This is a genomic window from Frankia tisae, from assembly GCF_025403405.1.
GTDB classification, from domain to species: domain Bacteria; phylum Actinomycetota; class Actinomycetes; order Frankiales; family Frankiaceae; genus Frankia; species Frankia tisai.
This window is the reverse complement of record NZ_JANEZT010000053.1, coordinates 1-23,666: the sequence shown is the minus strand read 5'-3', so window position 1 is coordinate 23,666 and position 23,666 is coordinate 1. Positions and strand designations below refer to the sequence as shown.

Annotated in this window: 19 protein-coding genes, 2 tRNA genes and 1 pseudogene; 6 read left to right on the top strand and 16 right to left on the bottom strand. The window is 70.3% G+C overall.

The genetic code is table 11. The features are described from left to right. Positions 1–761, bottom strand: a pseudogene (locus NBZ85_RS07775) (GGDEF-domain containing protein); the annotation flags it as partial. Between the two features lie 562 nt (positions 762–1,323). Here NBZ85_RS07775 and NBZ85_RS07770 point away from each other — a divergent pair. After that, positions 1,324–3,522 carry an RNA degradosome polyphosphate kinase gene (locus tag NBZ85_RS07770; RefSeq protein ID WP_261555445.1) on the top strand — a complete coding sequence of 733 codons (2,199 nt, stop codon included), beginning with the start codon at positions 1,324–1,326 and terminating at the stop codon, positions 3,520–3,522. Positions 3,523–3,543: 21 nt separating this feature from the next. Here the strand turns inward: NBZ85_RS07770 and NBZ85_RS07765 are convergent, their stop codons facing one another. The 3 genes from NBZ85_RS07765 to leuC form a co-directional block, all read right to left on the bottom strand. After that, entirely contained in the window at positions 3,544–3,828 is a 285-nt protein-coding gene (locus tag NBZ85_RS07765; RefSeq protein WP_136447789.1) for an HU family DNA-binding protein, read from the bottom strand. 522 nt (positions 3,829–4,350) lie between these two features. Further along, on the bottom strand, positions 4,351–4,938 hold the full coding sequence (gene leuD / locus NBZ85_RS07760) for a 3-isopropylmalate dehydratase small subunit (RefSeq protein ID WP_261555475.1): 588 nt from the start codon (positions 4,936–4,938) through the stop codon (positions 4,351–4,353). A gap of 112 nt (positions 4,939–5,050) precedes the next feature. Beyond that, entirely contained in the window at positions 5,051–6,448 is a 1,398-nt protein-coding gene (gene leuC, locus NBZ85_RS07755; protein ID WP_261561725.1) for a 3-isopropylmalate dehydratase large subunit, read from the bottom strand. Between the two features lie 138 nt (positions 6,449–6,586). Between leuC and NBZ85_RS07750 the strand changes: the two genes are divergently transcribed. Next, positions 6,587–7,294 (top strand): IclR family transcriptional regulator, encoded by a 708-nt coding sequence (locus NBZ85_RS07750; protein WP_261555452.1) that lies wholly within the window; start codon positions 6,587–6,589, stop codon positions 7,292–7,294. A gap of 467 nt (positions 7,295–7,761) precedes the next feature. Continuing rightward, entirely contained in the window at positions 7,762–9,915 is a 2,154-nt protein-coding gene (locus NBZ85_RS07745) for a serine/threonine-protein kinase (protein WP_261555460.1), read from the top strand. Positions 9,916–10,229: 314 nt separating this feature from the next. Here NBZ85_RS07745 and NBZ85_RS07740 read toward each other — a convergent pair whose 3' ends face one another. Next, positions 10,230–11,807, bottom strand: a complete 1,578-nt coding sequence (locus NBZ85_RS07740; protein ID WP_261555463.1) for a sensor histidine kinase — start codon at positions 11,805–11,807, stop codon at positions 10,230–10,232. Positions 11,808–12,008: 201 nt separating this feature from the next. Between NBZ85_RS07740 and NBZ85_RS07735 the strand changes: the two genes are divergently transcribed. After that, a complete protein-coding gene (locus NBZ85_RS07735) occupies positions 12,009–12,284 on the top strand; it encodes a hypothetical protein (protein ID WP_261555464.1) in 276 nt (91 codons plus the stop codon). 117 nt (positions 12,285–12,401) lie between these two features. Here NBZ85_RS07735 and NBZ85_RS07730 read toward each other — a convergent pair. From NBZ85_RS07730 to NBZ85_RS07720, 3 genes are all read right to left on the bottom strand, one after another. Further along, positions 12,402–12,474: transfer RNA gene (locus tag NBZ85_RS07730), tRNA-Glu, on the bottom strand. 94 nt (positions 12,475–12,568) lie between these two features. Next, positions 12,569–12,640 (bottom strand) — tRNA-Gln (locus NBZ85_RS07725). 339 nt (positions 12,641–12,979) lie between these two features. Then, positions 12,980–13,759, bottom strand: coding sequence for a fumarylacetoacetate hydrolase family protein (locus NBZ85_RS07720; protein ID WP_261555465.1), 780 nt, complete (start codon positions 13,757–13,759; stop codon positions 12,980–12,982). Between the two features lie 246 nt (positions 13,760–14,005). On the opposite strand from NBZ85_RS07720, the gene NBZ85_RS07715 reads away from it, so the two are divergent. Continuing rightward, on the top strand, positions 14,006–14,269 hold the full coding sequence (locus NBZ85_RS07715) for a hypothetical protein (protein ID WP_261555466.1): 264 nt from the start codon (positions 14,006–14,008) through the stop codon (positions 14,267–14,269). A 165-nt stretch (positions 14,270–14,434) separates the two neighbouring features. Here NBZ85_RS07715 and cimA read toward each other — a convergent pair whose 3' ends face one another. From cimA to NBZ85_RS07690, 5 genes are all read right to left on the bottom strand, one after another. After that, on the bottom strand, positions 14,435–16,039 hold the full coding sequence (gene cimA, locus NBZ85_RS07710; RefSeq protein WP_261555467.1) for a citramalate synthase: 1,605 nt from the start codon (positions 16,037–16,039) through the stop codon (positions 14,435–14,437). Positions 16,040–16,342: 303 nt separating this feature from the next. Continuing rightward, positions 16,343–17,020, bottom strand: coding sequence for a Crp/Fnr family transcriptional regulator (locus NBZ85_RS07705; protein WP_261555468.1), 678 nt, complete (start codon positions 17,018–17,020; stop codon positions 16,343–16,345). A 109-nt stretch (positions 17,021–17,129) separates the two neighbouring features. Continuing rightward, a complete protein-coding gene (locus NBZ85_RS07700; protein ID WP_261555470.1) occupies positions 17,130–17,516 on the bottom strand; it encodes a CBS domain-containing protein in 387 nt (128 codons plus the stop codon). Between the two features lie 214 nt (positions 17,517–17,730). Further along, positions 17,731–18,657 (bottom strand): branched-chain amino acid transaminase, encoded by a 927-nt coding sequence (locus NBZ85_RS07695; protein ID WP_261555476.1) that lies wholly within the window; start codon positions 18,655–18,657, stop codon positions 17,731–17,733. A gap of 246 nt (positions 18,658–18,903) precedes the next feature. Next, entirely contained in the window at positions 18,904–19,932 is a 1,029-nt protein-coding gene (locus NBZ85_RS07690; protein WP_261561724.1) for a 3-isopropylmalate dehydrogenase, read from the bottom strand. A 210-nt stretch (positions 19,933–20,142) separates the two neighbouring features. Here NBZ85_RS07690 and NBZ85_RS07685 point away from each other — a divergent pair, with 210 nt between their 5' ends. Then, positions 20,143–20,439 carry a DUF1059 domain-containing protein gene (locus NBZ85_RS07685; RefSeq protein ID WP_308205166.1) on the top strand — a complete coding sequence of 99 codons (297 nt, stop codon included), beginning with the start codon at positions 20,143–20,145 and terminating at the stop codon, positions 20,437–20,439. A gap of 85 nt (positions 20,440–20,524) precedes the next feature. On the opposite strand, the gene leuA is transcribed toward NBZ85_RS07685, so the two are convergent. From leuA to NBZ85_RS07670, 3 genes are all read right to left on the bottom strand, one after another. Then, positions 20,525–22,288 (bottom strand): 2-isopropylmalate synthase, encoded by a 1,764-nt coding sequence (leuA, locus tag NBZ85_RS07680; protein ID WP_261555473.1) that lies wholly within the window; start codon positions 22,286–22,288, stop codon positions 20,525–20,527. Positions 22,289–22,598: 310 nt separating this feature from the next. After that, positions 22,599–23,423, bottom strand: coding sequence for a septum formation family protein (locus tag NBZ85_RS07675; RefSeq protein ID WP_261555474.1), 825 nt, complete (start codon positions 23,421–23,423; stop codon positions 22,599–22,601). Between the two features lie 27 nt (positions 23,424–23,450). Further along, positions 23,451–23,666, bottom strand: a 216-nt coding sequence (locus tag NBZ85_RS07670) for a hypothetical protein (RefSeq protein WP_261561722.1), incomplete at its 5' end; no start/stop codon positions are given.

Here is a 23,666-nt window from a genome sequence, read left to right as displayed (position 1 = left end):
CGCCAGGCCGCAAGAGCGACGAGCAAGGCGCCCACCACCGCCCCCAGACCTGCCAACGAGCTAGCCGGTCGGCCGGCATCGCCGCCGACCTGTGCGTACCAGACGCCGACGACCGCCAGGAAGACCAGGCCGATCCCGGCGGTGGCGACGGCCGGCAGGTCCACCGGCTGGCGGAAGCCCGCGACGTGCAGGACCGCGAGCGCCAGCACGAGGACCACGAGCGGGTGCGCCACCGCCACCAGGTGCCGCACCGCCCCGACGGCGCTCTCGCCCCCGGCGGTGTCTGCGGTTTCAGCCTCACCGAGGCCGGCCAGGAGCCCCGACCAGGTGAGCAGGAACAGCGAACCGCCGAGGATGATCTCGTCGAGGGCGGTGGCCGGTCGCCCGGCGAGCCCGCCAGCCGGCCAGCCCAGCCCGCCCGGCTCCCCGGCCGAGGTCGTGGTGGCGAGCAGTGTGGAACGGAGCCGAGAACGCCGCGCCCGGCTTGCCGGTACCGCCGCGAGGGCGGCGAGCGCCAGGACGGGCATGGCGAGTTGCCCGGCATCCGCGAGGTACCCGACGTCCGCGACCATCGGGCGGACGGTGGCAAGCCGATCCCAGCGGTGCAGCGTCCAGGCCGTCTGCCCCACGGTCCAGGCGGTCAGCGCGGACGACAGCCAGACCAGCCAGCGGCCGCGGGCCCGGCCGAGCCGACGTGCGGCCCACGCGCAGCTCAGCGTCGCGGTCAGGCCGGCAGCGATTGCAGCGGCGTAGAGAAGCATTCCCCATCCCGCCATCCTCCCCCGTGCACCGGCCGTCCAGGGCAAAAGGATCATTTTTAGAGCGACGGGAACAGCCGGAAAAGTCACCAAAAGTGATCGACGGGCGCGTTGGCACCCATCATCAACGTAGCGCGTGATCGCTCTATCACAAAGAGTATGGATATGCCTCGCGTGCCGCGCGGTCTCCTTGGGCGTCCGCCGGGTCGAACGAGTCCGGCATCCTCACCGGCGACCTCTCCACGGGGCCGCGCCGAACGCTGTGATATCAGACACGCCATGCGTGCTTGACCGGGGAATGGCCGCAACGACGGGCTCCCCGAGAAGGACCTCCGGACGGCTGATGTTTCCATCGCGCTGCTGATCGCCGCCTTCGACTGTTTCCGTACGGTTAACTACCGACCCGGGACTCGGCGCGTGGCAACCAGCCGGCTACCCAACCATGACAACGGGCACGGATCACATCTTCGGCTCACCACGACACCGCCGATCCGTCCCCGGATGGCCGAATCCGGACATCGTCCCGCGCTGCCGAGTTCACCACCGGCTGGCACCATCTACAGGCATGAGCGAGCTGGTGGCGACCCGTCCCGAACGGCCTCAGCGCAAGGCCCGCAGTGGCCTGCTCGAACCTCTGGAGGCACCCCGTCCGCCGGCGCCGTCCGATCTGCCGGCCGATCGGTTCATCAACCGCGAGACGTCCTGGCTCGACTTCAATGCTCGGGTACTGGCGCTCGCGGAGGACGTCGCCACGCCGTTGCTGGAACGGGCCAAGTTCCTGGCAATCTTCGCCAGCAACCTCGACGAGTTCTACATGGTCCGGGTCGCCGGCCTGATGCGGCGCGAGGCCACCGGCCTCGCGGTCCGCTCGGCGGACGGCCTGAGCGCCCGGGAACAGCTCGATCTCGTCAGCCGGGCCGCCGCCCAGCTGACGGAGCGGCACTCGCGGTGCTTCACCGCCGAGGTGGTGCCGTCCCTGGCGCACGCTGGGATCAGCATCCGATCCTGGTCCCAGCTCAGCGAAACCCAGCAGGAACAGCTACACCGCTACTTCCACCAGCAGATCTTCCCGGTGCTCACGCCGCTCGCGGTCGACCCGGCGCACCCGTTCCCCTACATCAGCGGCCTCTCACTCAACCTTGCTGTGCATGTCCGCGATCCGGGCGGGCAGGCCGACCGCTTCGCCCGCGTGAAGGTGCCGCAGAACGTCCCACGGCTGGTCCCCGTCGAGGTGGACCCGTCCGTCGACGTTCCCGCGGCCGGGCCGGCGCCGTCGGAAAGCGCCTGCTTCGTGCCCCTCGAAGAGGTGATCGCCGCGCATCTCGACCAGCTCTTCCCCGGCATGGAAGTGATCAATTCCCATCGGTTCCGGGTCACCCGCAACGCCGACCTCGAGGTCGAGGAGGATGAGGCGGAGGATCTGCTGCAGGCCCTCGAGCGAGAACTGGCCCGCCGGCGCTTCGGTCCCGCCGTCCGGCTGGAGGTCGACGAGGACATCGACTCCGCCCTGCTCGCCCTGCTCGTACGCGAGCTCGAGGTCACCGAGCGGGAGGTGCACCGGGTCGCCGGGATGCTCGACCTGTCGGCCCTGTGGGCCCTGTACGACCTCGACCGGCCGGAGCTGAAGGACGCACCGCGGGTTCCGATCACCCATCCCCGGCTCCTCACCGCGGAGGGGGAGACGCCCGACTTCTTCAGTGTGCTGCGTGAGGGTGACGTCCTCGTCCACCATCCGTACGACTCGTTCACGACGTCCGTGCAGCGGTTCATCGAACAGGCCGCCGCCGATCCGCAGGTTCTCGCCATCAAGCAGACGCTCTACCGCACGTCCGGCGACTCTCCGATCGTGGACGCTCTCGTCTCGGCGGCCGAGGCGGGCAAGCAGGTCGTCGTGCTCGTCGAGATCAAGGCGCGGTTCGACGAGAGCGCCAACATCCGCTGGGCGCGCGAGCTGGAACGCGCCGGCTGCCACGTCGTCTACGGCCTGATCGGGTTGAAGACCCACTGCAAGACCTGCCTCGTCGTGCGCCAGGAGCGCGGCGGCCTGCGCCGGTACTGCCATGTGGGCACCGGAAACTACAACCCCAAGACCGCACGGCTCTACGAGGACCTCGGCCTGCTCACCGCCGACCCGGAGGTGGGCGCCGACCTCACCGATCTGTTCAACGTGCTCACCGGGTACAGCCGGCAGACCGAGTACCGCTCGCTGCTGGTCGCCCCGCAGCACATGCGCGACGGGATCCTGCAGCGCATCTCCGCGGAGGCGCGGGCAGCCCAGGAGGGCCGTCCCTGCGGCATCCGCCTCAAGGTCAACAGCCTTGTCGACGAGCAGGTGATCGACGCGCTCTACCGCGCGTCGATGGTGGGCGTTCCCGTGCACTGCCTGGTGCGGGGTATCTGCGCCCTGCGCCCCGGTGTGCCGGGACTGTCGGAGACGGTGCACGTCCGGTCGATCCTCGGCCGTTTCCTCGAGCACAGCCGGATCCTGGAGTTCGCCTCCGCGGACGAGTTCTGGATCGGCAGTGCCGACATGATGCATCGCAACCTGGACCGGCGGATCGAGGCACTCGTCCGGGTGCCGCATCCGGAACGCCGCGACACCGTGCGCCACATCCTGGATCACGCGTTCTCCGACGAGGTGTCCGGATGGGTGTTGCAGTCCGACGGTCGGTGGGAACGACGGACCACCGGAGCGGACGACGTCCGACTGTCGGACTACCAACACGATCTCATGGCCGAGGCCATGCGGCGCGGGCACCGGTGAACCCGGCGCCCGCACCGCGGATCAGTCGCCGCTCGCCGAGACGCTCGACTTGAACTCGGAACCGGGCCGGAACTTCGGCACCACCGAGGCTGCGACGTGCACGGGCTCGCCCGTAGCCGGGTTGCGCCCGGTGCGGGCGGCCCGCTCGACCCGCTCGAACACGCCGAAGCCGGTGATGGTCACCTTCTCGCCGCCGGCGACGGCCTCCTGAATTGCGTCGAACACGGCGTCGACGGCTTTGGTGGCATTCGACCGTCCGCCCTCGATCTGCTGGGCGATGCGGTCAACCAACTGGGACTTGTTCACAACAACCTCCGGACGCCCCCCGCAGGCGCGGGGTGGGGAGCAGATCGGGCATCACACTGCGCTGCACCGTAGGCATCTCCACTGTCGAGGGCAATTCCCACGACCGTGTCGCGTCACACAAACCCGCACGTCAACGGGTTCGGGCCAGTGGGCGACGGGATGCGTGCTGTACCACCGGCGCGAACCATCCGGTAGATTCATCACGTTGAGTAGCGAGAGTCGCCCGTTTTTTCGGGCTCAATGTCACGCTTTGGTAGCCGGCCGCCTCCGCCACCGCACGCCCAGCTCTGCTACGTAATCAAACAAACGCCGCAGGCAATGATCGACCGGGTGTACCCGCTCGGTCATCGACCGATCACTCAACCCGGCCTGTCCCCGCATTGACCTCGATGTGATTTTCGTCATATACCGATCGAGGCCCCGCCCGCAGGGCCGCATCGACTGCGCCGCAGGCCTCTGCCGGCCTGGAGGCCGCTCGCGTCCGGGGCGGTCGCCGGTGGCGCGACCGCCCACCGAGCGGGACTAGGCCACCGAGGGCAGCCAGGCCGCTCGGGTCGCCTCGAATACAGTGATCAGCTCCTCGTTTCGCAGGGTCAGGCCGACATCGTCGAGGCCCTCCAACAGCCGCCAGCGAGTGAAGTCGTCAAGTTCGAACGAGGCGACCAGCCCGGCTCCCCGCACCTCGCGGGCGACCAGGTCGACGGTGATCTCGCCGGTCGGATCCTGCTCCGCGGCGGCCTGCAGGGTCTCGACCGTCTCCGCCGGCAGCTCCACCGGCAGCAGCCCGTTGCCGAGCGCGTTGCCCCGGAAGATGTCGGCGAACCGGGACGAGATCACCGCCCGGAAGCCATAGTCCTGCAACGCCCACACGGCGTGCTCGCGCGACGAGCCGGTGCCGAAGTCGGGGCCCGCGACCAGAATCGACGCACCGTCGTAGGCCGGGTCGTTGAGCACGAAGCTCTCGTCGGCCCGCCATTCGGAGAACAGGCCGGCGCCGAACCCGGTGCGCTCGATGCGCTTGAGCCACTCGCTCGGAATGATCTGGTCGGTGTCGACGTCGCTGCGCCGCAGCGGCACGGCCCGACCGGTGTGAATCGTGAACGCCTCCATCGCCGGAAACGCTCCCCTCTGCATGAAGTCGTGATCAGTCGTGATCAGGATGGCGGTCGCGGCCACGCAGCCCCCGGCGAGTTGACGGGAGCGGCGACCGCACAGGCGCGGCCTACAGCTGCGCCGGGGCGGTGAGCCGGCCGGTGACCGCGGTGGCCGCGGCGACCGCCGGAGAGACAAGGTGGGTCCGCCCACCTGGTCCCTGGCGCCCCTCGAAGTTCCGGTTCGAGGTGGAGGCGCTGCGCTCCCCCGGGCTCAGCGTGTCCGGGTTCATCCCGAGGCACATCGAGCAGCCGGCGCTACGCCACTCCGCTCCGGCGGCTCGGAAGAGCTCGTCCAGCCCCTCCGCCTCGGCCTCCGCCTTGACCTGCATCGACCCGGGGACGACCAGGGCCCGGACACCGTCGGCCACCTGCCGGCCCCGCAGCACGTCGGCCGCGGCGCGCAGGTCGCTGAGCCGGCCGTTGGTGCAGGAGCCGATGAACACCGTGTCGACGGCGACCTCGGACAGCGGCGTGCCCGCAGTGAGGCCCATGTAGGTCAGCGCACGCTCGAAGGAGGCCCTCGCGGCCGGGTCGGCGTAGTCGGCGGGCACGGGGATGCGCGAGCCGAGCGGCGCCGCCTGGCCCGGGTTGGTCCCCCAGGTCACGTACGGGGAGAGGCCCGCGGCATCGATGACGACCTCCCGGTCGTAGCCGGCGTCGTCGTCCGAGGCCAGCGTCCGCCAGTAGGCCACGGCCTCGTCCCAGGCCGGCCCGGTGGCGGCGTGCGCCCGGCCGGCGAGGTAGTCGAACGTGGTGTCATCGGGAGCGATCATTCCAGCGCGGGCCCCGGCCTCGATGGACATGTTGCAGACGGTCATCCGGCCCTCCATCGACAGGCCCCGGATTGCCGCGCCGCGGTATTCGATGACGTGCCCGGCGCCGCCGCCGGTGCCTATCCTGGCGATGATCGCCAGGATGAGGTCCTTCGCGGTGACGCCGGCCGGCAGGTCGCCGTCGACCGTGACCGCCATCGTCTTCGGGCGGCCCTGCGGCAGCGTCTGGGTCGCGAGTACATGCTCGACCTGGCTGGTGCCGATGCCGAACGCCAGCGCCCCGAACGCGCCGTGGGTGGAGGTGTGGCTGTCGCCGCACACGATCGTCATGCCCGGCTGGGACAGCCCGAGCTGCGGGCCCACGACGTGAACGATGCCCTGCCCGGGATCGTTCATCGGATACAGCCGCACCCCGAACTCGGCGCAGTTCTTACGCAGCGCCTCGACCTGCGCGGCGGAGATCGGATCCGCGATCGGCGCCAGGGTGTTCGTGGTCGGCACGTTGTGGTCCTCGGTGGCGACGGTCAGGTCGGGGCTACGCACCGGCCGACCGGCCAGCCGCAGCGCCTCGAACGCCTGCGGCGAGGTGACCTCGTGCACGAGATGCAGATCGATGTACAGCAGATCCGGTTCGCCGTCGGCGCGCCGCACCACATGGGCGTCCCAGACCTTCTCCGCGAGTGTGCGCCCCATGGCCACTTCCCTCCCTGCGGCGGGCGAGCTGCCCGCGCGGTCGTCCGACCGTTCCTGCGATCCGGGATGTGCCGCAAGTCGGTATCGCGCCAATTCCCGATCTTGCCATCTTATAATATGGGATGGCAGTATCATTCTATGGAACATCTTAGCGGAGTCGGGGTTCTGGACAAAGCCGCCCTCGTCCTGGCCGCCGTGGAACAGGGCCCCGCTTCCCTCGCCGACCTGGTGGCCCGGACCAAGCTCACCCGGGCGACCGCGCACCGCCTCGCCAGCGCGCTCGAGGTTCACCGCCTCGTCGGGCGCGACGGTTCCGGCCGGTTCGTCGCCGGTCCGCGGCTGGCGGCCGGGGTGGCCATCCCACTGCCCTGGGACGTACTCGACCGAGCCGACCAGGTCCTGACCGATCTGCGTGACGTCACCGGGGAGAGCACCCAGCTCTACGTCAGGCGCGGGGCTCTGCGACTGTGCGTAGCAGCCTCCGAGCGGGCGAGCGGCCTGCGGGACACCGTCCCGGTCGGCGCGGCGCTGCCGATGACGGCGGGATCCGGGGCGCAGGTCCTGCTCGCGTTCGCGGATCACCCCGAGCCCGACCTGCTCGCCGCCGCACCGTTCAACGACGGGACTCTCGCCCTGGTGCGCAGGCGGGGCTGGGCCGAGAGCGTCGGCGAACGGGAGACCGGCCTGGCATCGGTGTCCGCCCCCGTCCGCGGCGAATCCGGGGCGGTGATCGCGGCGGTGTCGCTGTCCGGCCCGCTGGAACGGTTGACCCGATCCCCGGGACGCCGGCACGGGACGGCCGTGCTCACCGCGGCGGCGCGGCTGTCGACATCGGTCGGCGACTGAAGGATCCACTCGCCGCCAACCCAGGGCCACCGGAGATCGGCCAGCTTGTCGACCAAGCCGGGTTTCACCGGCGGCCCACGGTGACCACGCGGACACGTTTTCCCCCCTTGTCCTGGCTTTCTGGACATTGAGGATGCCCCGATTGGGCCCCACAACTAAACGGAACGCGGACTACGCCTGCTGGGCTCGATGAGGTGTCCCCGCGGCGCGGGTCTCCCCCGCCGCAGGGAGTGGCTTTCCGACGTCGTAGCCTGTTCGAGTCGTCCGTCTCGGATGATCGGAGAAGTAGGCCGGTTGACCCAATGGGGTCATTGCCATCCAGCGAGCAAGCGATATAGGTCGCCCGCGCACTGGGGGCGCCCGTCCGGAGGACTCTTCGGGTTCCGTGTAGCCGGGCGATCGTCGCCCGCGGCGGTGCCGCCGTAGGTTCGGCCGCCTCGTGCGGCGCCAAGGAGGGACAGGGCGCGGTGCGCAAACTGGGTTCGCGGTACGTGCTGCACGAGCTGCTCGGGCAGGGTACGACCGGCCAGGTCTGGAGAGGTGTCCGGGTCCAGGACGACGCCGCGGTGGCCATCAAGGTGCTGCGCCGCGAGCTCGCCGACGATCCGGAGATCGTCGACCGGTTTCTGCGGGAATGGGACCTGCTCGTCGATCTCGACAGCCCGGACCTGGTCGCGGTACGCGACCTCGTCAACGAGCCGGGCGCCCTGGCCATCGTCATGGATCTCGTCGAGGGCCCCGATCTGCGGGCGCACCTGCGGGAATTCGGCCCGCGGCCCGCCCAGGAGGCGGTCCGGCTCGCGATCGGCACCTTGTGGGCCCTCGACAGCGTGCACGCCGCCGGGATCGTTCACCGGGACGTCAAGCCCGAGAACATTCTCATCGACACCTCTACGCCCGACCGCCCGATCGTCCGACTCACCGACTTCGGCATCGCCCGCGTGATCAACACGCCGTCCCGAGCCAGCGCGACCGGGCCGATCGGCACCCCCCTCTACATGGCGCCCGAGCTCGGCACCGGCGCCCCCCCGACCCCGGCAGCCGACGTCTACTCGGCGGGGGTGGTGCTCTACGAGCTCCTCGCCGGATCGCCGCCGTTCGACTCGACAAATCCCGCGGATCTGCTGCGGGCGCATCGCGAGGACGACCCACAGCCCATCGCCGGAGTGCCGGCACCGGTGTGGGACGTGCTCGCCGGCATGCTCGCCAAATCCCCAAGGCAGCGGCCGGCGAGCGCCGCCGACGCCGCCGACGACCTCAGCGACGCGCTCGAGGCAAGCCTGCGCGGTGTCGCGCCGATCCCGGGACATGGCCAGGCCGCCGACGAGTCCGCGCCGACCGGCGCCTACGACCGCCGGGTCAGCGAGCGGCCAGCAGCGCCAACCGGCACCCGGCGGGTGGCCCGATCTGCTGCCGGCGCGGCGGGCGCCGGGGCGGCCGTGGCCGCAGGTGCCGGTAGCTGGAACGATCTCGAGCACACCCAGATCGCGGGCAGCCTGACCGCAGCCGCGACGAAGGTCAACGGCCGGAACGGCAACGATCCCGAACACACCCGCATCGCCCCGATGACCGCCGCCCCGATGACCGCCGCCCAGAACGGCGCCCGCGGCGGATGGGACAGCGACGCGCCGACCGGGATGAGCCCCGCGGTACGCGTCCCCGCTCGCTCCGGCGGACCGGCCGCCGACACGAACACGGTCATGTCCGCGATTCCGGCCGGCAAGCAGCCCGGCTCGGCCGGCGGTAGCGCCGGAGGCGGGTCACGCGCGGCGCTCGACCGGCGTCGACGCAGCCGGATCGCGGCCGGTGCCGGACTCGTCGTCGCCCTTGTCGCCGGAGCCGGCGGCTGGGCTCTCGCCTCCGGCGGGAACGCCGGCTCGGCGCTGTCCGCCGACCGCACCGTGGAAGCCTCAGCGGATCCGCGCGCGGACAGCTCGGCCGCCGGCGCCCCGGGTTCCGCTGCGCCCGGCGTGGCCGTCGGCGTCGACGCGAGCCCGGGTGCTCCCGGGGCACCCGCAGCCCGGCCCGGGGCGGACAACTCCCCCTCGCCCGGCACGGGCCCGGGGCCCGGTGCCTCCGCCGCACCGACGACGCCGCCGACCGGCCCGACCGCTGGCAGCAGCCCGTCGCCGTCGCCAGCCGACGATGGCACGGCGACCGTCCCCAACACCGAGGGGTCGCCGTTGAACACGGCGAAGAACACGCTGCGGTCGGCCGGTTTCACGAACACCAGCGAGTCGTATGACTGCTTCGACAACGGCGCCGTTGACGCGGTCGTGAAACAGTCCCCGAAGAACGGCAAGATCGCGAAAACGACGGCGATCAGCCTGCAGGTGCAGGGCAACGACTGCCGTGAGGTCCCCAACGTCACCGGCCTGACGGAAACAGCCGCGAAGTCCAAGCTCAGCGGCGCTGGTTTCCCGTGGGTGAACGGCTCCTGCCCCGCGGGCTACACCAGCAAGGTGCAGTCCTACACGCCCAACAGTGGACGGCATCCGAGCAACTCGACGACGGTCACGCTCAACCTGAACTGCAAGGCTCCCGCTCCCGCGCCCACTCCCGCGCCGGCCCCGACGACGGCCCCGACGACGGCAGCGAGCGCAGCCCCGACGAAGGCCTGACCCCGTCTGACCGTCTGACCACGCTCGACCTCCCGGCGCTGCCGAGACGCCAGGAAGCCAGGAGCCAGGCCATCAAACGCGCTGGCTGGTGTCCCCCGGGGCACCAGCCAGCGCGTTCCTGCGCCTGGGCTCATTCCCCACAGGCGCACCGCGCCCAAGCCGCGGCCTGCGCAGCCACGTCGGGCCGTCGGGCTGTGGGCTGCACTCGCGCCCGGGGGACCGGCCTGGCTCCAGCCTGGTCTGGTCGGCTGGAACTGATCGCGCACATCAGGGCCGGGTTTTTCGCCGGGCGAAATGTCAGCCGGACGGCAGGCTCAGCCGAGCTTGTCCATGGGCAGTGATCGGATGTCGTTGCTCGCCAGCGGACCGCTGGCGAGCCGCGGCATACGCGGCTCCTCGTCGTCCCTTCGGATGCTGCGAGGCAACGGCATGGGCACCGGCAGCGCCGCCTCCGGCTCGGGCGCGAGGGCCGCGTGGGCGGTGGCCGCCCACAGGTCGACCTCGACGATGATCTCGCCGTTCTCCGACGACATCCGTAGTCGTCCGCCATGCACCTCGACGAGCCGCCGGACGACGTAGAGACCCATTCCCGCACCATCCGTCGGCCGGGTGGCAGTGCCATCTCGCTGCGTGAAGGGCTCGAACAGCTGGCGGATCGTGCCGGGATCGAGGTCGGGCCCGGGGTTGCGGACGCGGAGCACGACCTCGTCGCCGACCCGGCCCGCGATCAGCCGCACGGGCGCACCTGGCCAGGAGTGCACCAGGGCGTTGTCGACCAGGTTCGCGACCACCTGGATGAGGGCCTGCCGCGCCATCCGCACGGGCAGTTCGGGCGGCAGATCCACCGTGATGCTGCTGGGCGAACTCGTGTACGACAGGTTGGCGATCACGTGCCGGACGACCTCGGGCAGGTCGGCGATGGTCGTCTCGTCCGTGCCGGTGGCCGTGGCGGCCGTCAGCATGTTCTCCAGCAGCCGGGAGAGCCGGTCGGAGTAGTTGACCGCAGCGTCGAGCAGATCGTCGAGCTGGGCGTCGGAGAGCCGGTTGCGGCGCCGCTTGATGGTGAGCAAGTTGCCTCGGATTCCGGTCAGCGGCGTGCGGAACTCGTGCGAAACGGTGGCGACGAGGTCGCTGCGGATACGGTCGGTCTCCTCCAGCCGGGCCATCAGGCTCTGCTGGCCCTCGTACAGCTGCTGGCGGTAGTGCTCCACCCGCCGGCGGGACTGCTCGTTGTAGTGCCAGAAGACCATCTGCGCGCAGGCGAGCGCGAAGATGAACCCCGCGTGCAGGCCGGCCAGCAGCCAGGCGTTGTCCAGCACCGCGCCGACGCTGACGATGTCTCCCATCACCAGGTTCGCGACGAACACGAACGCGATGGCCAGCAGGTAGACCGTCCACTCCTCATACAGCGCGATCAACGCCACGACCACGAAGAAGTGGAAGTACATCGGGGTGAGGCCGTCGGACAGGTGCACGAGCACGACCGAGCAGCACAGCAGGCCGAGGCTCGCGGCCAGGGCGCGGACCCGGCGCAGGCCGGGCACGACCGCGGCGGCGAACAGCAGGGCAGGCGGGCTCGCCGCCAGGAACCCGTGCGCGAGGCTCAGGTCCTGCCAGATCGCGTAGCCGACGATGACCGGCAGGTGCATCGCAAGCACCAGGCACATGAGGGTGTGCCGGGCCGTCCAGTCCTCGATCGGCAGACCACGGCCCTGGGGGAGCAGCGCGGTGAGGCGACTGGCCATTCCCGGCGCCGATCCGCCACCCTCCGCCTCCGCCTCCGGCGCTACGGCTGAACGGAGCCGTCCGGCGCGGCGCGCGGCGCGTCCCGCGTGGGCGCTGCCGTGCCGGCGCCGGGCCCGTTCGGGCGTCGATGGACTGACGGTGGACATCCGCGCAAGTTTCTACCGTTCCAGCCTGGGAGCACCATGGTTGTCAAGGGTGGTGTCGCATGGCGACAGTGCCCAGGTTTGACTAGGCCATCCGCACCACTCGACACCGGGCTCAACGGAGCATGGCGCGAACCTTGGTTGCGCCACCAGGCTGTGGTCCGCGAGGTGGCCCCAGGACGGCCGCCCATGGAGGAGGACACCGTGCCCCCAGTGGCCCTGACAGCCTCGACCGCGTCCGCGATCGTTCCATCGACTGCGGGACGGTGCGGGCCGTCGACGGCCGGCGCCACCGCCGAGCCCACCGTCCTGACCCACCCGGCCCGTCCGCAGCTGCGGCTGGTCGCGATGGCACAGGAGGCCGTGGGCGGCCCCGAGGCCGAGGTGCACGGCTGGGGCGGTCCCGCCTCCTGCGGCTGCCGGGAGTGCGCGATGGCCCGGCACCCGGCCGCCATGCCGCGCCTCACCGTGGTGCGGTAGGCCGAGCCTGGTCCCTGACATGACGATGGCCCCCGGATCGGAATCCGGGGGCCATCGTGAATCTTGGATCATGGGCATATCTCTGATCCTCTACGAAGAGTGAAGATAAACCCGCTGTAGCCCCGACCGGATTCGAACCGGCGCTACCGCCTTGAGAGGGCGGCGTCCTGGGCCACTAGACGACGGGGCCAAGACTTTACCTATTTCGCACTGAGGTGCACGTCGCAGTCTACACGATACCGTAGCAGTGCGACGATGACGTGCACCTCCACCTTGTGGTGCAGCTGGGGTACCAGGACTCGAACCTAGACTAACAGAGCCAGAATCTGTTGGGCTGCCAATTACCCCATACCCCATGGGGCCCTGCTCGGGCGTTGCCTACTGTACCGCATCGCGTCAGCGTGTCTACGCTCCGGGGGGGCGATGCACACGTGTCATCTCGCGATGCCGCACCGATCCCGCGCTCCAACCCCCCCAAACCCAACCGCGCCGCCCAGCCCTTCGTGCGACCAGCCCGTCGATACGACCAGCCCGTCCGTGCCGCCCCCGCGCGCGGCGCCGGATGGGGGCGCGCCGCGCGCGAAGAGCGAGAGCCGCAGCGAAGGACCCTCGTGCGCCCCCAACTACCGCGGGGACGGGTGAGCTGTCCGGCTGGCCGGTTGTCAATGGGCCAACGGCGCAGCGTCCACCTGGGCTCAGCGTGCCGTCACGGGGTTGGTCAGCGTGCCGATGCCCTCCACGGTCACCGCCACGGTCTGCCCCGGTCGCAGCGGCCCCACGCCCGCCGGTGTGCCCGTCAGCAGCACGTCACCGGGCAGCAGCGTCATGGCGGCGGACATGTGGGCGATGAGGGCCGGTACGTCACGCAGCAGCAGCTTCGTGCGGGAATTCTGGCGGAGCTCACCGTCCAGGGTGGTGCGGATCGGGAGGTCCGTGGGATCGAGCTCGGTCTCGATCCAGGGACCGATCGGGCAGAACGAGTCGTGCCCCTTGGCCCGCGTCCACTGGCCGTCGGTCTGCTGCTGATCCCGAGCCGTCACATCGTTGGCACAGGTGTAGCCGAGTACCACGTCGAAGGCCCGCTCCACAGGTACGTCACGGCACAGCCGGCCGATGACAACCGCCAACTCCCCCTCGAAGTCGACCCGGTCGCTGTCCGGCGGGAGCATGATCGGATCGCCCGGACCGGCGATGCTCGTCGACGGCTTGAGGAACAGGATCGGGCGTTCCGGCGGGGTGTCGCCGCCCATTTCCCGGACATGGTCGGCATAGTTCTTGCCGACGCAGAGCACCTTGCTGGGCAGGACCGGAGCGAGCAGCCGGACGTCGCCGAGCGGACGTCGGGCGCCGGTGAAGGAGAAGGGGCCGAAGGGATGCGGGGCGATGACCGAGATCACGGCGGTGCCGTCCTCGATCGACCCTTCAACAACCCCGAATCCGGGCTCAGAACCATCGGTGAACCTCGCGATACGCACGCTCTGACCGTATCCAGCCCGACCGCCGGAACCCGCCGGCCGTCCCGCGGGCGCACCGCGACGCAGGGTCGAAGGTGATCGGGTTCGCCAGAACGCCGGGGTGTGCCAGAGAATCAACCCAGATTCCGTGACAGGTCCAGACTCCGGGCGGCACCCGTCGCGGCCTGTGCTTCGCCCCTTCGGCGTCCTGCGTCGGCGGCGGTGCGGCCGGCTTCGCCGTGTCACATCCGGGTTGAAAGGGGAATAGTGAGCGAGATCGATACGACCCCCGTCTACGACGTCGGGGCGCCCGAGCCGAAGCCGATCGACGAGGAGCTGAGCGTCAAGCTGGGTCACCTCGCCGAGGACGCGATCCTGCGCGGCAAGCCCAACGGCGACGAGCGGTGCGACAACTGCCTCTACTACCTCGACACCGACAAGGACGTCACCTACTGCTGGCACCCGAAGCTACGCATCCTCGTCGGCGGGGACTGGTGGTGCCAGTGGTGGGAAGAGATTCCGGAGGACTGACCGGCCCGTCCGGCGACACTGCTGGCAAGCCGGCCGGACACCGGCCGGCGACGCAGCCCATCGTCTGGGCAGAGGCACGGCACCCCCTGAACTGGCCGCTGCGGGCCTGTCAGGGGGTGTCCCGGGCCCCCCCCCGGTTACACAACAGGGGATGTCGACGGTCGCTCAGGTGGCGTTCGGATCAGCGCGCTCGCCCTGCCGCCGCAACCCGAAGTTCACCGCGTCCTCGAGGGCGGACCAGGAGGCGGCGATGATGTTCTCGTCGACGCCGATGGTGTCCCAGCGTGAACGCCCGTCGCTCGTGCCGACCAGGACCCGGGTGACCGCCCCGGTGCCCTGCTTGCCGTCGAGGATGCGGACCTTGTAGTCGACGAGCTCCAGGTCGGCCAGGCCGGGGTAGGCCTTCTCCAGGGCGTCACGCAAGGCGGTGTCGAGGGCGTTCACGGGCCCGTTGCCCTCGGCGGTGGCGACATGCCGGACCCCGTGCGAGGTGAGTTTGACAGTCGCCTCGCTGACCACCTGGCCGTCGGAACGCTGTTCGACGATCACCCGCCAGGATTCCAGGGAGTAGAAGCGTTGGCGACCCGTCACCTCGTCGCGCAGCAGCAGTTCGAACGATGCCTCGGCCGCCTCGTAGGAAAATCCGGTGGCCTCGCGCTCCTTGACCAGGTCCACGACCCGGCCGAGGGCCTCACGCTCGTTGGACAGATCGAGCCCGAGCTCACGGCCCTTGAGCTCGATGGTCGCGCGACCGGCCAGTTCGGAGACCAGCATGCGCATGTCGCTGCCGACCGCTGCCGGGTCGATGTGCTGATACATGTCGGGGTCGATCTTGACAGCGCTGGCGTGCAGCCCGGCCTTGTGCGCGAACGCACTCGCGCCGACGTAGGGCCGGTGCGGGTCCGGAACCGAGTTGGTGACTTCGTCGATGGCATGGGAGACCCGGACGAGTTCCCGCAGCCGCCCCGGTGGCAGTGCGGCGCGGCCGAGCTTGGTCTCCAGACCAGCGATGACGCTGAGCAGGTTCGCGTTGCCGCACCGTTCGCCGTAGCCGTTCGCCGTGCCCTGCACGTGGGTGACCCCGGCCTCAACGGCGACCAGCGTGTTCGCCACTGCGCAGTCGGCGTCGTCGTGGCAGTGGATGCCCAGCCGCGCACCGGTCCCGGCAAGTACCTCGGCGACCACGGCGCCGACACGGGTGGGGAGCATGCCGCCGTTCGTGTCGCACAACACGACGACCTCGGCGCCGGCCTCGGCCGCGACGTTGACCACTTCGAGGGCGTACTCAGGATGCACCCGGTAGCCGTCGAAGAAGTGCTCGGCGTCGAGGAAGACCCGCTTGCCCTCGGCGCACAGGTGGGCGACGGTGTCCCGGATCATCGCCAGGTTCTCGTCGGGGCTCGTGCGCAGCGCGCGCTCGACGTGCCGTAGATCCGATTTCGCGACCAGGCAGACCACCGCTGTGCCGGCTTCCCGCAGGGCCGCCACCTGAGGATCGTCCGCCGCCACGCGGCCGGCGCGCCGAGTCGCCCCGAAAGCGGTCAGCACCGCGGTCGTCAGCGTCAGCTCGGTGCGGGCCCGGGCGAAGAACTCCGCGTCTTTCGGGTTGGATCCCGGCCAGCCACCCTCGATGAAGCCGACACCGAGGTCATCGAGGTGGCGGGCCACCGAGAGCTTGTCACCGACCGAGAGCGACAGCCCTTCCTGCTGCGTACCGTCGCGCAGGGTGGTGTCGTAGATGTGTAGGGAATCGGGATCGTATGGCCGCACGGGGGCGCCTCTCCGGTGGATCGGGGGCCGTGGCACCGCGTCCGGCACGGCCGTCCCGCCTCCCACCGAGCCACGCTCGGACCGTGCTCCGGCACCGACGTCCGGCAGGGTTCGGGGACCATGGGGCCGCCACGCGCCCGGTCCCATGGGTCAGCGACCGGAGCGCGCGACGGAGACGGGTTCGCCGCCGGGTAACAAGCCTACGATGCAGCAGACCCGACAGGTAAAAATGTGGCGTGTAACACACTCCATCCGATTCCTGGAGACCACCCGTGGCCTCGGCCATCAGCCGGGGCAGGTTCCCTAGTCGCCGGCGAAGCGGCGCAGGCGGTCGGCCTGGAGAATCGTGATCGTCTGCCCCTCCGAAAGAATCCAGGTACGCCGCTCGAACTCGCGCAGAGCCTGGTTCACGGACTGCCGGGAACCGCCGAGCAGCGAGGCGATCTCGGTCTGGGTGAGGCCGAGCTCGATGACCGGCCGGCCGGCTTCCCGCATCCGCAGCAGCAGCAGCTTCGCCACACGGCGCGGCAGGTCGAGGAAGACAAGGTCGGCATTTGCTCCGGTGAGCCTGCGGACGTGGGCGACGAGCGCCCGGATGAGCTGCTCGGCAACGGCCGGGCGCTCCCGGACGAGTTCCCACACGGCGGTCCGGTCGAGGACCAACGCCGTGGTGGGTTCCAGGGCCTCGACGCTGGCGGACCTCGTCCCCGCTTCGACGATGTTGAGCTCGCCCACCGTCTCCCGCGGGCCGGCGATGTTCAGCACGTGATCGCGACCGTCGTCGGCCTTGGTGAGCACCTTGAGCCGCCCCGTGGCCACCACGAGGAGAGTGTCTCCCGGTTCACCCTCGGTGAAGACAACCTGCTTGTGGCGGAATCGCCGCGTGACCGCCCGGGAGGCGAGCCGCAGCAGATCCTCCTCGTCCAGCTCTTTCAGTAGCGTGGTCGCTCGAAGCAGGGCGACCGCCTCATTGTCGTGCATGCGGTGACCGTAGCGCCGCTGCCCCGGCTGATGTTCCGCAGTCACCGGAGAATTCGGACCTGAAGCGGACGGCGCATCGGGAACATCCTTGGCGTACGTCACGCCGGCATTATACCGTTACATGCTGGTTACTCCAGCACCGCACAACGTCGCGCATGGAGAGAATTCCAGCCACTCCACCACCCGATGTGACGATGAGATGACGAAACCCTCCGCGCAGCATCGCGGCGGCAGCCTCGTCGAGTGACCAGCCCGGATCCGCGAAGACGACATCGCGGGTGAGGTGGTCGCCCGCGATCTCGATATCCGGATCCTGTTCTGCGGCGATCGAACAGAGAATGTCCCGTTCGGTCAGAATTCCATAGCCCTGACTGTCCGCGTCGTGGACGACCGCCGCACCCACCTTGCGAGCGGCCATCAGCCGTGCCGCCTGCCGGAGCGTGTGTCCCGGGCCGATCATGAGAACAAGGGAGCTCATCCCCTCCGCAACGCGCATGGCGCCCTCCGAACCCCGCAATACCGACCGAAACCCCGGCAGCACCCTCTGGCACGGTGGCGATGCCGGTCCGCGGGCTCCACGACGCCCTCGCGGCGCTTGTGCATTCGTGAAGCCCGCTACTCGCGACGGTAGGCCTTGCGGGGCGCGTTGACCAGGGCGAAACGGAATGCGGCGTGGCCGTGTTGTGACCTTGACCACGCGGCAGGACCGCCTAGTCCCGGACGAGCTCGTTCCAGGAGCGGTAGCGGTCCAGCTCGCCCCGCGTGGCCCGGTGGAAGATCTCCAACAGCTCGCGGGTCACCGGACCCGGCTTGCCAGTCCCGACCTGTCGGTCGTCGACCGCGACGATGGGCACGATCTCGGCCGCCGTCCCGGTGAAGAATGCCTCGTCAGCCAGGTAGAGGTCGGTGCGCACAACGTGCTGCTCGATCACCTCGTAGCCCTGGTCGGAGGCGATCTGCATGATCGAGGCACGGGTGATGCCGCCCAGCGGCCCGTCGCTCAGCAGCGGAGTGATGACCCGGCGGCCGGAGACGATGAAGACGTTCTCGCCGGTTCCGTCCGCGATGTGACCGTTCGGGCTGGTCAGGATGGCCTCGTCGTAACCCGCCTTGACCGCCGCGACCTTCGCCAGCGACGAGTTCAGATACTGCCCGGATGCCTTCGCCGCCGGCGGGGTGATGTTGGGGTCGTTTCGCTTCCAGGAGGAGATCATCGCCCGCACGCCGTTCGCCTCGGCCTCCTCACCGAGGTAAGCGCCCCACGGCCAGACCGCGATCATCACCTCGACCGGCGAGGGCAGCGGGTTGAGCCCCATCTCCCCGTACCCGAGATAGACCAGGGGCCGGATGTAGCAGGAGGAGATGTCGTTGACCGCGATGGTCTCCTTGGTGGCCGCGACCACCTGCTCCTGGGCGAAGGCGGGCTCCATCACGTAGATCTTCGCGCTGCGGTACAGGCGAGCGATGTGATCCGTCAGCCGGAAGACGGCCGGGCCGTCGGCCGTCTCGTAACAGCGGATGCCCTCGAACACGCCCCAGCCGTAGTGCAGGGTCGGGTTGAGCACGTGGATGCGGGCGTCGTCCCAATCGACGAGGTTGCCACTCATCCAGATCTTCGAGGTGGGGGTGATGGGCACAGCGCACTCCAGGCCAGGATCGACGAAGCGAACAGGGAGGACGAACTGGCCGATCATCGCCATGGTGGGCCCCGTCGGCTGCCGTCCGCCGGAGCTACGGCTCCCGTTCGAGGATAACCGCCTCGCCGCACGGCAGGAAACGCCACGAGAACGGCAGACGACCGGCCTTGGCGGCCAGGCGCGCCCGGCGGGCGAACCGCCGGGTGTGACGCAACGGCGCAGGGCGCGCCGGCCGAACGGACGGATCTAGCCGGCCGCGCGAGTGGCGAGGTCCTCGCCGCGCTCTCGGGTCGACAGCACCGCGGCGCCCGCGCCCGCCCGATCCGCGAGTGACCCGGCAACCGCCGCCTCGACTCTGGCCGCCTCCTCGGCGTGCCCGAGGTGGTCGAGCAGCATCGCGACGGAGGCGACCGTCGCCGTCGGGTCGGCGAGCTGCTTGCCGGCGATGTCGGGCGCGCTGCCGTGGACCGGCTCGAACATGCTCGGGTGGGCGCCGGACGGGTCGAGGTTGCCGCTGGCGGCCAGCCCGATGCCCCCGGTGATCGCAGCACCGATGTCGGTGATGATGTCGCCGAACATGTTGTCGGTGACCACGACGTCGAACCGTCCCGGATCGGTCACGAAGAACATCGAGGCCGCGTCCACGTGCTGGTAATCGACCCGCACGTCGGGAAACTCGGGCGCCACCTCGGCGACCGTGCGCGACCACAGGTCGCCGGCCTTCGTCAGCACGTTGTTCTTGTGCACGAGGGTGAGATGGCGGCGCTCCCGGCGAGCGGCCCGACGGAAGGCGTCCCGCACGACCCGTTCGACGCCGTAGCGGGTGTTGAGGCTCTCCTCGGTGGCCACCTCGTGCGGCGTCCCCCGCCGCAGCACGCCACCGGCGCCCGCGTACGGCCCCTCGGTGCCCTCGCGCACCACGATCATGTCGATCGTCGGCTCTCCGGCCAGCGGCGAGGCGACCCCGGGGTAGAGGCGCACCGGCCGCAGGTTGACGTGGTGATCGAGCTCGAAGCGCAGCCGCAGCAGCAGGCCGCGCTCGAGCACACCGCTCGGCACCCCCGGGTCACCGACCGCGCCGAGCAGGATCGCGTCGTGCCCGCGCAGCTCCTCGAGCACCGAGTCGGGCAGCGTCTCTCCGGTCTGGTGCCAGCGCCGGGCGCCCAGGTCGTACTCGGTGGTGTCGACCTTGGGGTGCACGGCCCCCAGTACCCGCAGCCCCTCCGCCACCACCTCGGGGCCGATCCCGTCACCGCCGATCACCGCAAGCCTCATGTGCCCGACTGTAGCCGGAACCGGCGGGTGGAAGCGTTTTGGCTCGCCCCGACGCCGCTGCGAGAAGCCGCGGCGGAGGTGGCGCGGCCGCGCGCATGACCCGCGCCAGGGCCAGCCGGTTCGACCCGTGATAATCGGGATCGAGATGGGTCGAACCCTCGGCCTGGTACGGAGGGAGCGCCTGATGCCGCGTCTCACGAAAATGTCCACATGAGACGAAACCGATATTGGACCGCACAGGCGCTGATGTCCCCGAGCCCGGCCGCCGGAGGTCATTCCCCGCTCTCGGAGATCACCGTTCAGCGGGCGGCCATGAGGAAACTCGACTGTGGCGCGATCATTCACGGGTGCGAGACGCGCATCATCGCATCCAGCGAGGAGGAACTACTCCGTGCCATGGACACCCACGCCCGCGTAGATCATGGCCTGACCGGCATCCCGGAGACACTGCAAAGCCAGATCCGCCGCAGCGTTCGGGGCGTGGAACCCGCAGATCTCCGCGACTGACCATCGAACGGTCCGCCGCGGCGCGGATCGGCCTGCGGCGGCGCGGAGCCGCCACAGGCCGCGGGCACGCCCGCGCCTGAAGGTCTCAGGCCACCGGCGCGGCGGCCGCCTGACCGGCCTCCCTCGGCGCCGCAACGGCCGGCGCGGGCGCCGCCGCCCGGTCACGAGAGGCACGGTTGACGGCGCTCACCACGGCACGCAGCGACGCCGTGACGATGTTGGGATCGATGCCGACGCCCCAGTAGATCCGGTCGTCGACGGAGACCTCGAGGTAGGCCGCCGCCTGGGCATCGGCGCCCGAGCCCAGGGCGTGCTCGTTGTAGTCGAGGATGCGCACGGTCAGGGCCCGGGTCGCCAGGGCGGCCACGAAGGCGTCGATGGGGCCGTTGCCGACCCCGGTGATCACCGAGTCCGCACCGTCGAACCGCACCGAGACGGAGACCTCGTCGCGTTCCCCCTCCGCGGCGTTCGTCCGCGATCCCAGCAGCTCCAGCGGGCCCGCCGTGTCGGCGCCGTCGAGGAAGTACTCGCTGCGAAAGATCCGCCACAGCTCCGCGGCGGTGACCTCGCCGCCCTCGGTGTCGGTGTGGCGCTGCACGACCCTGGAGAACTCGATCTGCAGCCGTCGCGGCAGTTCCAGCGAGTGTTCCGACTTCAGCAGATAGGCGACGCCGCCCTTACCGGACTGGCTGTTCACCCGGATGACGGCCTCGTAGGTGCGGCCCACGTCCTTGGGGTCGATCGGCAGGTAGGGCACCTCCCACTGGATCTGACCGGTCCGCTCCATCGCCTCCAGGCCCTTCTTGATCGCGTCCTGGTGCGAGCCGGAGAAGGCGGTGTAGACCAGGTCGCCGCCGTAGGGGTGGCGCGGGTGCACGGGCAGCTGGTTGCAGTACTCGACCGCACGGCGGACCCCGTCGATGTCCGAGAAATCGATCATCGGATCGACGCCCTGCGAGAACAGGTTCAGACCGAGAGTGACCAGGCAGACGTTGCCGGTGCGCTCGCCGTTGCCGAACAGGCAGCCCTCGACCCGGTCCGCGCCGGCCAGCACGCCGAGCTCCGCCGCGGCGACCGCGCAGCCCCGGTCGTTGTGCGGATGCAGCGACAGGATCACGGCGTCGCGCCGGCTCAGGTTCCGCCCGACCCATTCGATCTGGTCCGCGTAGACGTTCGGCGTCGACATCTCGACCGTCGCCGGCAGGTTCAGCACGACCGGCCGCTGCGGTGTCGGCGACCACACGTCCATGACCGCCTCGCACACCTCGACGGCGTAGTCCAGCTCGGTGCCGGTGAACGACTCCGGGCTGTACTGCCAGCGCACGTCGGTGCCCTCGAGCAGCTTCTCGGCGTACTGGACGCACCAGCGCGCGCCCTGCACGGCAATCTCGGTGACGCCGGCCCGGTCCAGGCCGAACACGACCCGCCGCTGCAGCGTCGACGTCGAGTTGTACAGGTGGATCAGCGCCCGGTCGGCACCCACCAGCGACGCTGCCGTCCGCTCGATCAGCTCCTCGCGCGCCTGGGTCAGCACCTGGACGGTGACGTCATCCGGGATGCGGTCGGTCTCGATGAGCTGGCGGATGAAGTCGAAGTCGGTCTGGCTCGCGGCGGGGAACCCGACCTCGATCTCCTTGTAGCCCATCGCGACCAGCAGCTCGAACATCTGCATCTTGCGCGCGGGGGTCATCGGGTCGATCAGTGCCTGGTTGCCGTCGCGCAGGTCGACGCTGCACCACTGCGGGGCGCGGGTGATCGACTTTTCGGGCCAGGTCCGGTCCGGCAGCGGGACGGGGGTGAACGCCTGGTACTTCTCGATCGGCATGCCGGACGGCTGCTGCGTGGTCATCGTGCTCCTGCTTCCTCGAAAGAGCCCCACGGCGACCGGATCTCACGCTCGCACAGGGGACTTGGGGCCGGCAGATCCCTCCGCGGCATCGGACGGACGGCCACCCGAGCTGGGCGTGACCGCCGGGCCACCGTGACTGCGGGGAATCCCGACGCTGGCGCACGAGAACACCGCGACGGGGAAGCCAGCTGGATCAGGCCCCGCCGCGGCGGCTAAGGAGGAGCAGCGCACACATCGCGGATCAACGATACCCGATGCCGGAACGATCGGACGGTAGTGGCCCGCCGCGCCTCAGGTGGGCCGCCGCGCCTCAGGTACCGATCGAGCCGACGACCCGGAACCGACCGGTGCGGACGTGCAGGTCGTCGGTGCGCACGGTACAGGCGACCAACCGGGCGCCCTCCTGCCAGCTCGGCTCGGAGGGATAGATCGTGCCGACGATGAGGTGCGGGGTGGCGTCGATGGCACCGGCGAAGTCGCGCAGCGCCCCGGCGCAGCGTGCGTCCGCCGCCTGGGCCACCGCCGACGCGCCGGGCCAGCGGCCGAACATCGAAGCGAGATTGACCAGCCGGGTGACCTCATCGATGTGCGGCCGGTCACAGCCAACCCGGACCGGGGCCACCGGCATGATCGGCACGGGTGCGCTGGGCTGGTAGGGCGTCCAGTTCAGGCAGTCGCCGCGATGAAGGGCGGCCAGCAGCGCCGGGCTGACCGCAAAACCGGCAGGTGGGCCGGTCGGAGAACCGGTGACCGCGCGCACCGCGCCGGTGCCGCTTGCCGAGCCGCCCTGCGACGCGGTCGTTGAGCTCAGACGGGTGGCGGTGCCCGGGCCGCCCCGGGTCGCCGTCTGCCGCAACGCCACCACCGTGATGGTGATCATCCCGACGATGATGGCGATGAAGGTGACCATCTGAGCGATCTGCCAGGAGCGTCCCGGCGGCTTCGGCGGCGACACGAGCCGGTGGAAGAACCCGGGAAGCCCTCGGGGAGCGGGAACGACCTGGCAGCGACTGGATGCGGTCCGACCGTGCTGCCGGCCGCGTTCGGCCGCGGACGGTTCGAGGAAGCGGGCTCCGCGGACGAATCGCTCATCCAGGCGAAGCCCCTCGAACGGGTCCTGATGCCGCGACGCCATGCTAGCCACGGTAAACCCGACATCCAGCTAAAGCCGCATGTTCGGCGTAAAGATCACTCCGGGCACCTCCGTGCCGGAACGGGGGCCGGCCCGGCGGCGCCGGCCCGGCGGGCGGCCCCGTCCGGCCGGCGGCGACGACCCACCTGCGACGGTCTGGTTCCCGGCCGGCCCGCCGAGCCCGGCCAGCAGGAGGCGTCCGCCCTCCAGCCGGGCCTCCAGCCCGGGGGCCAGGTGGAACATCAC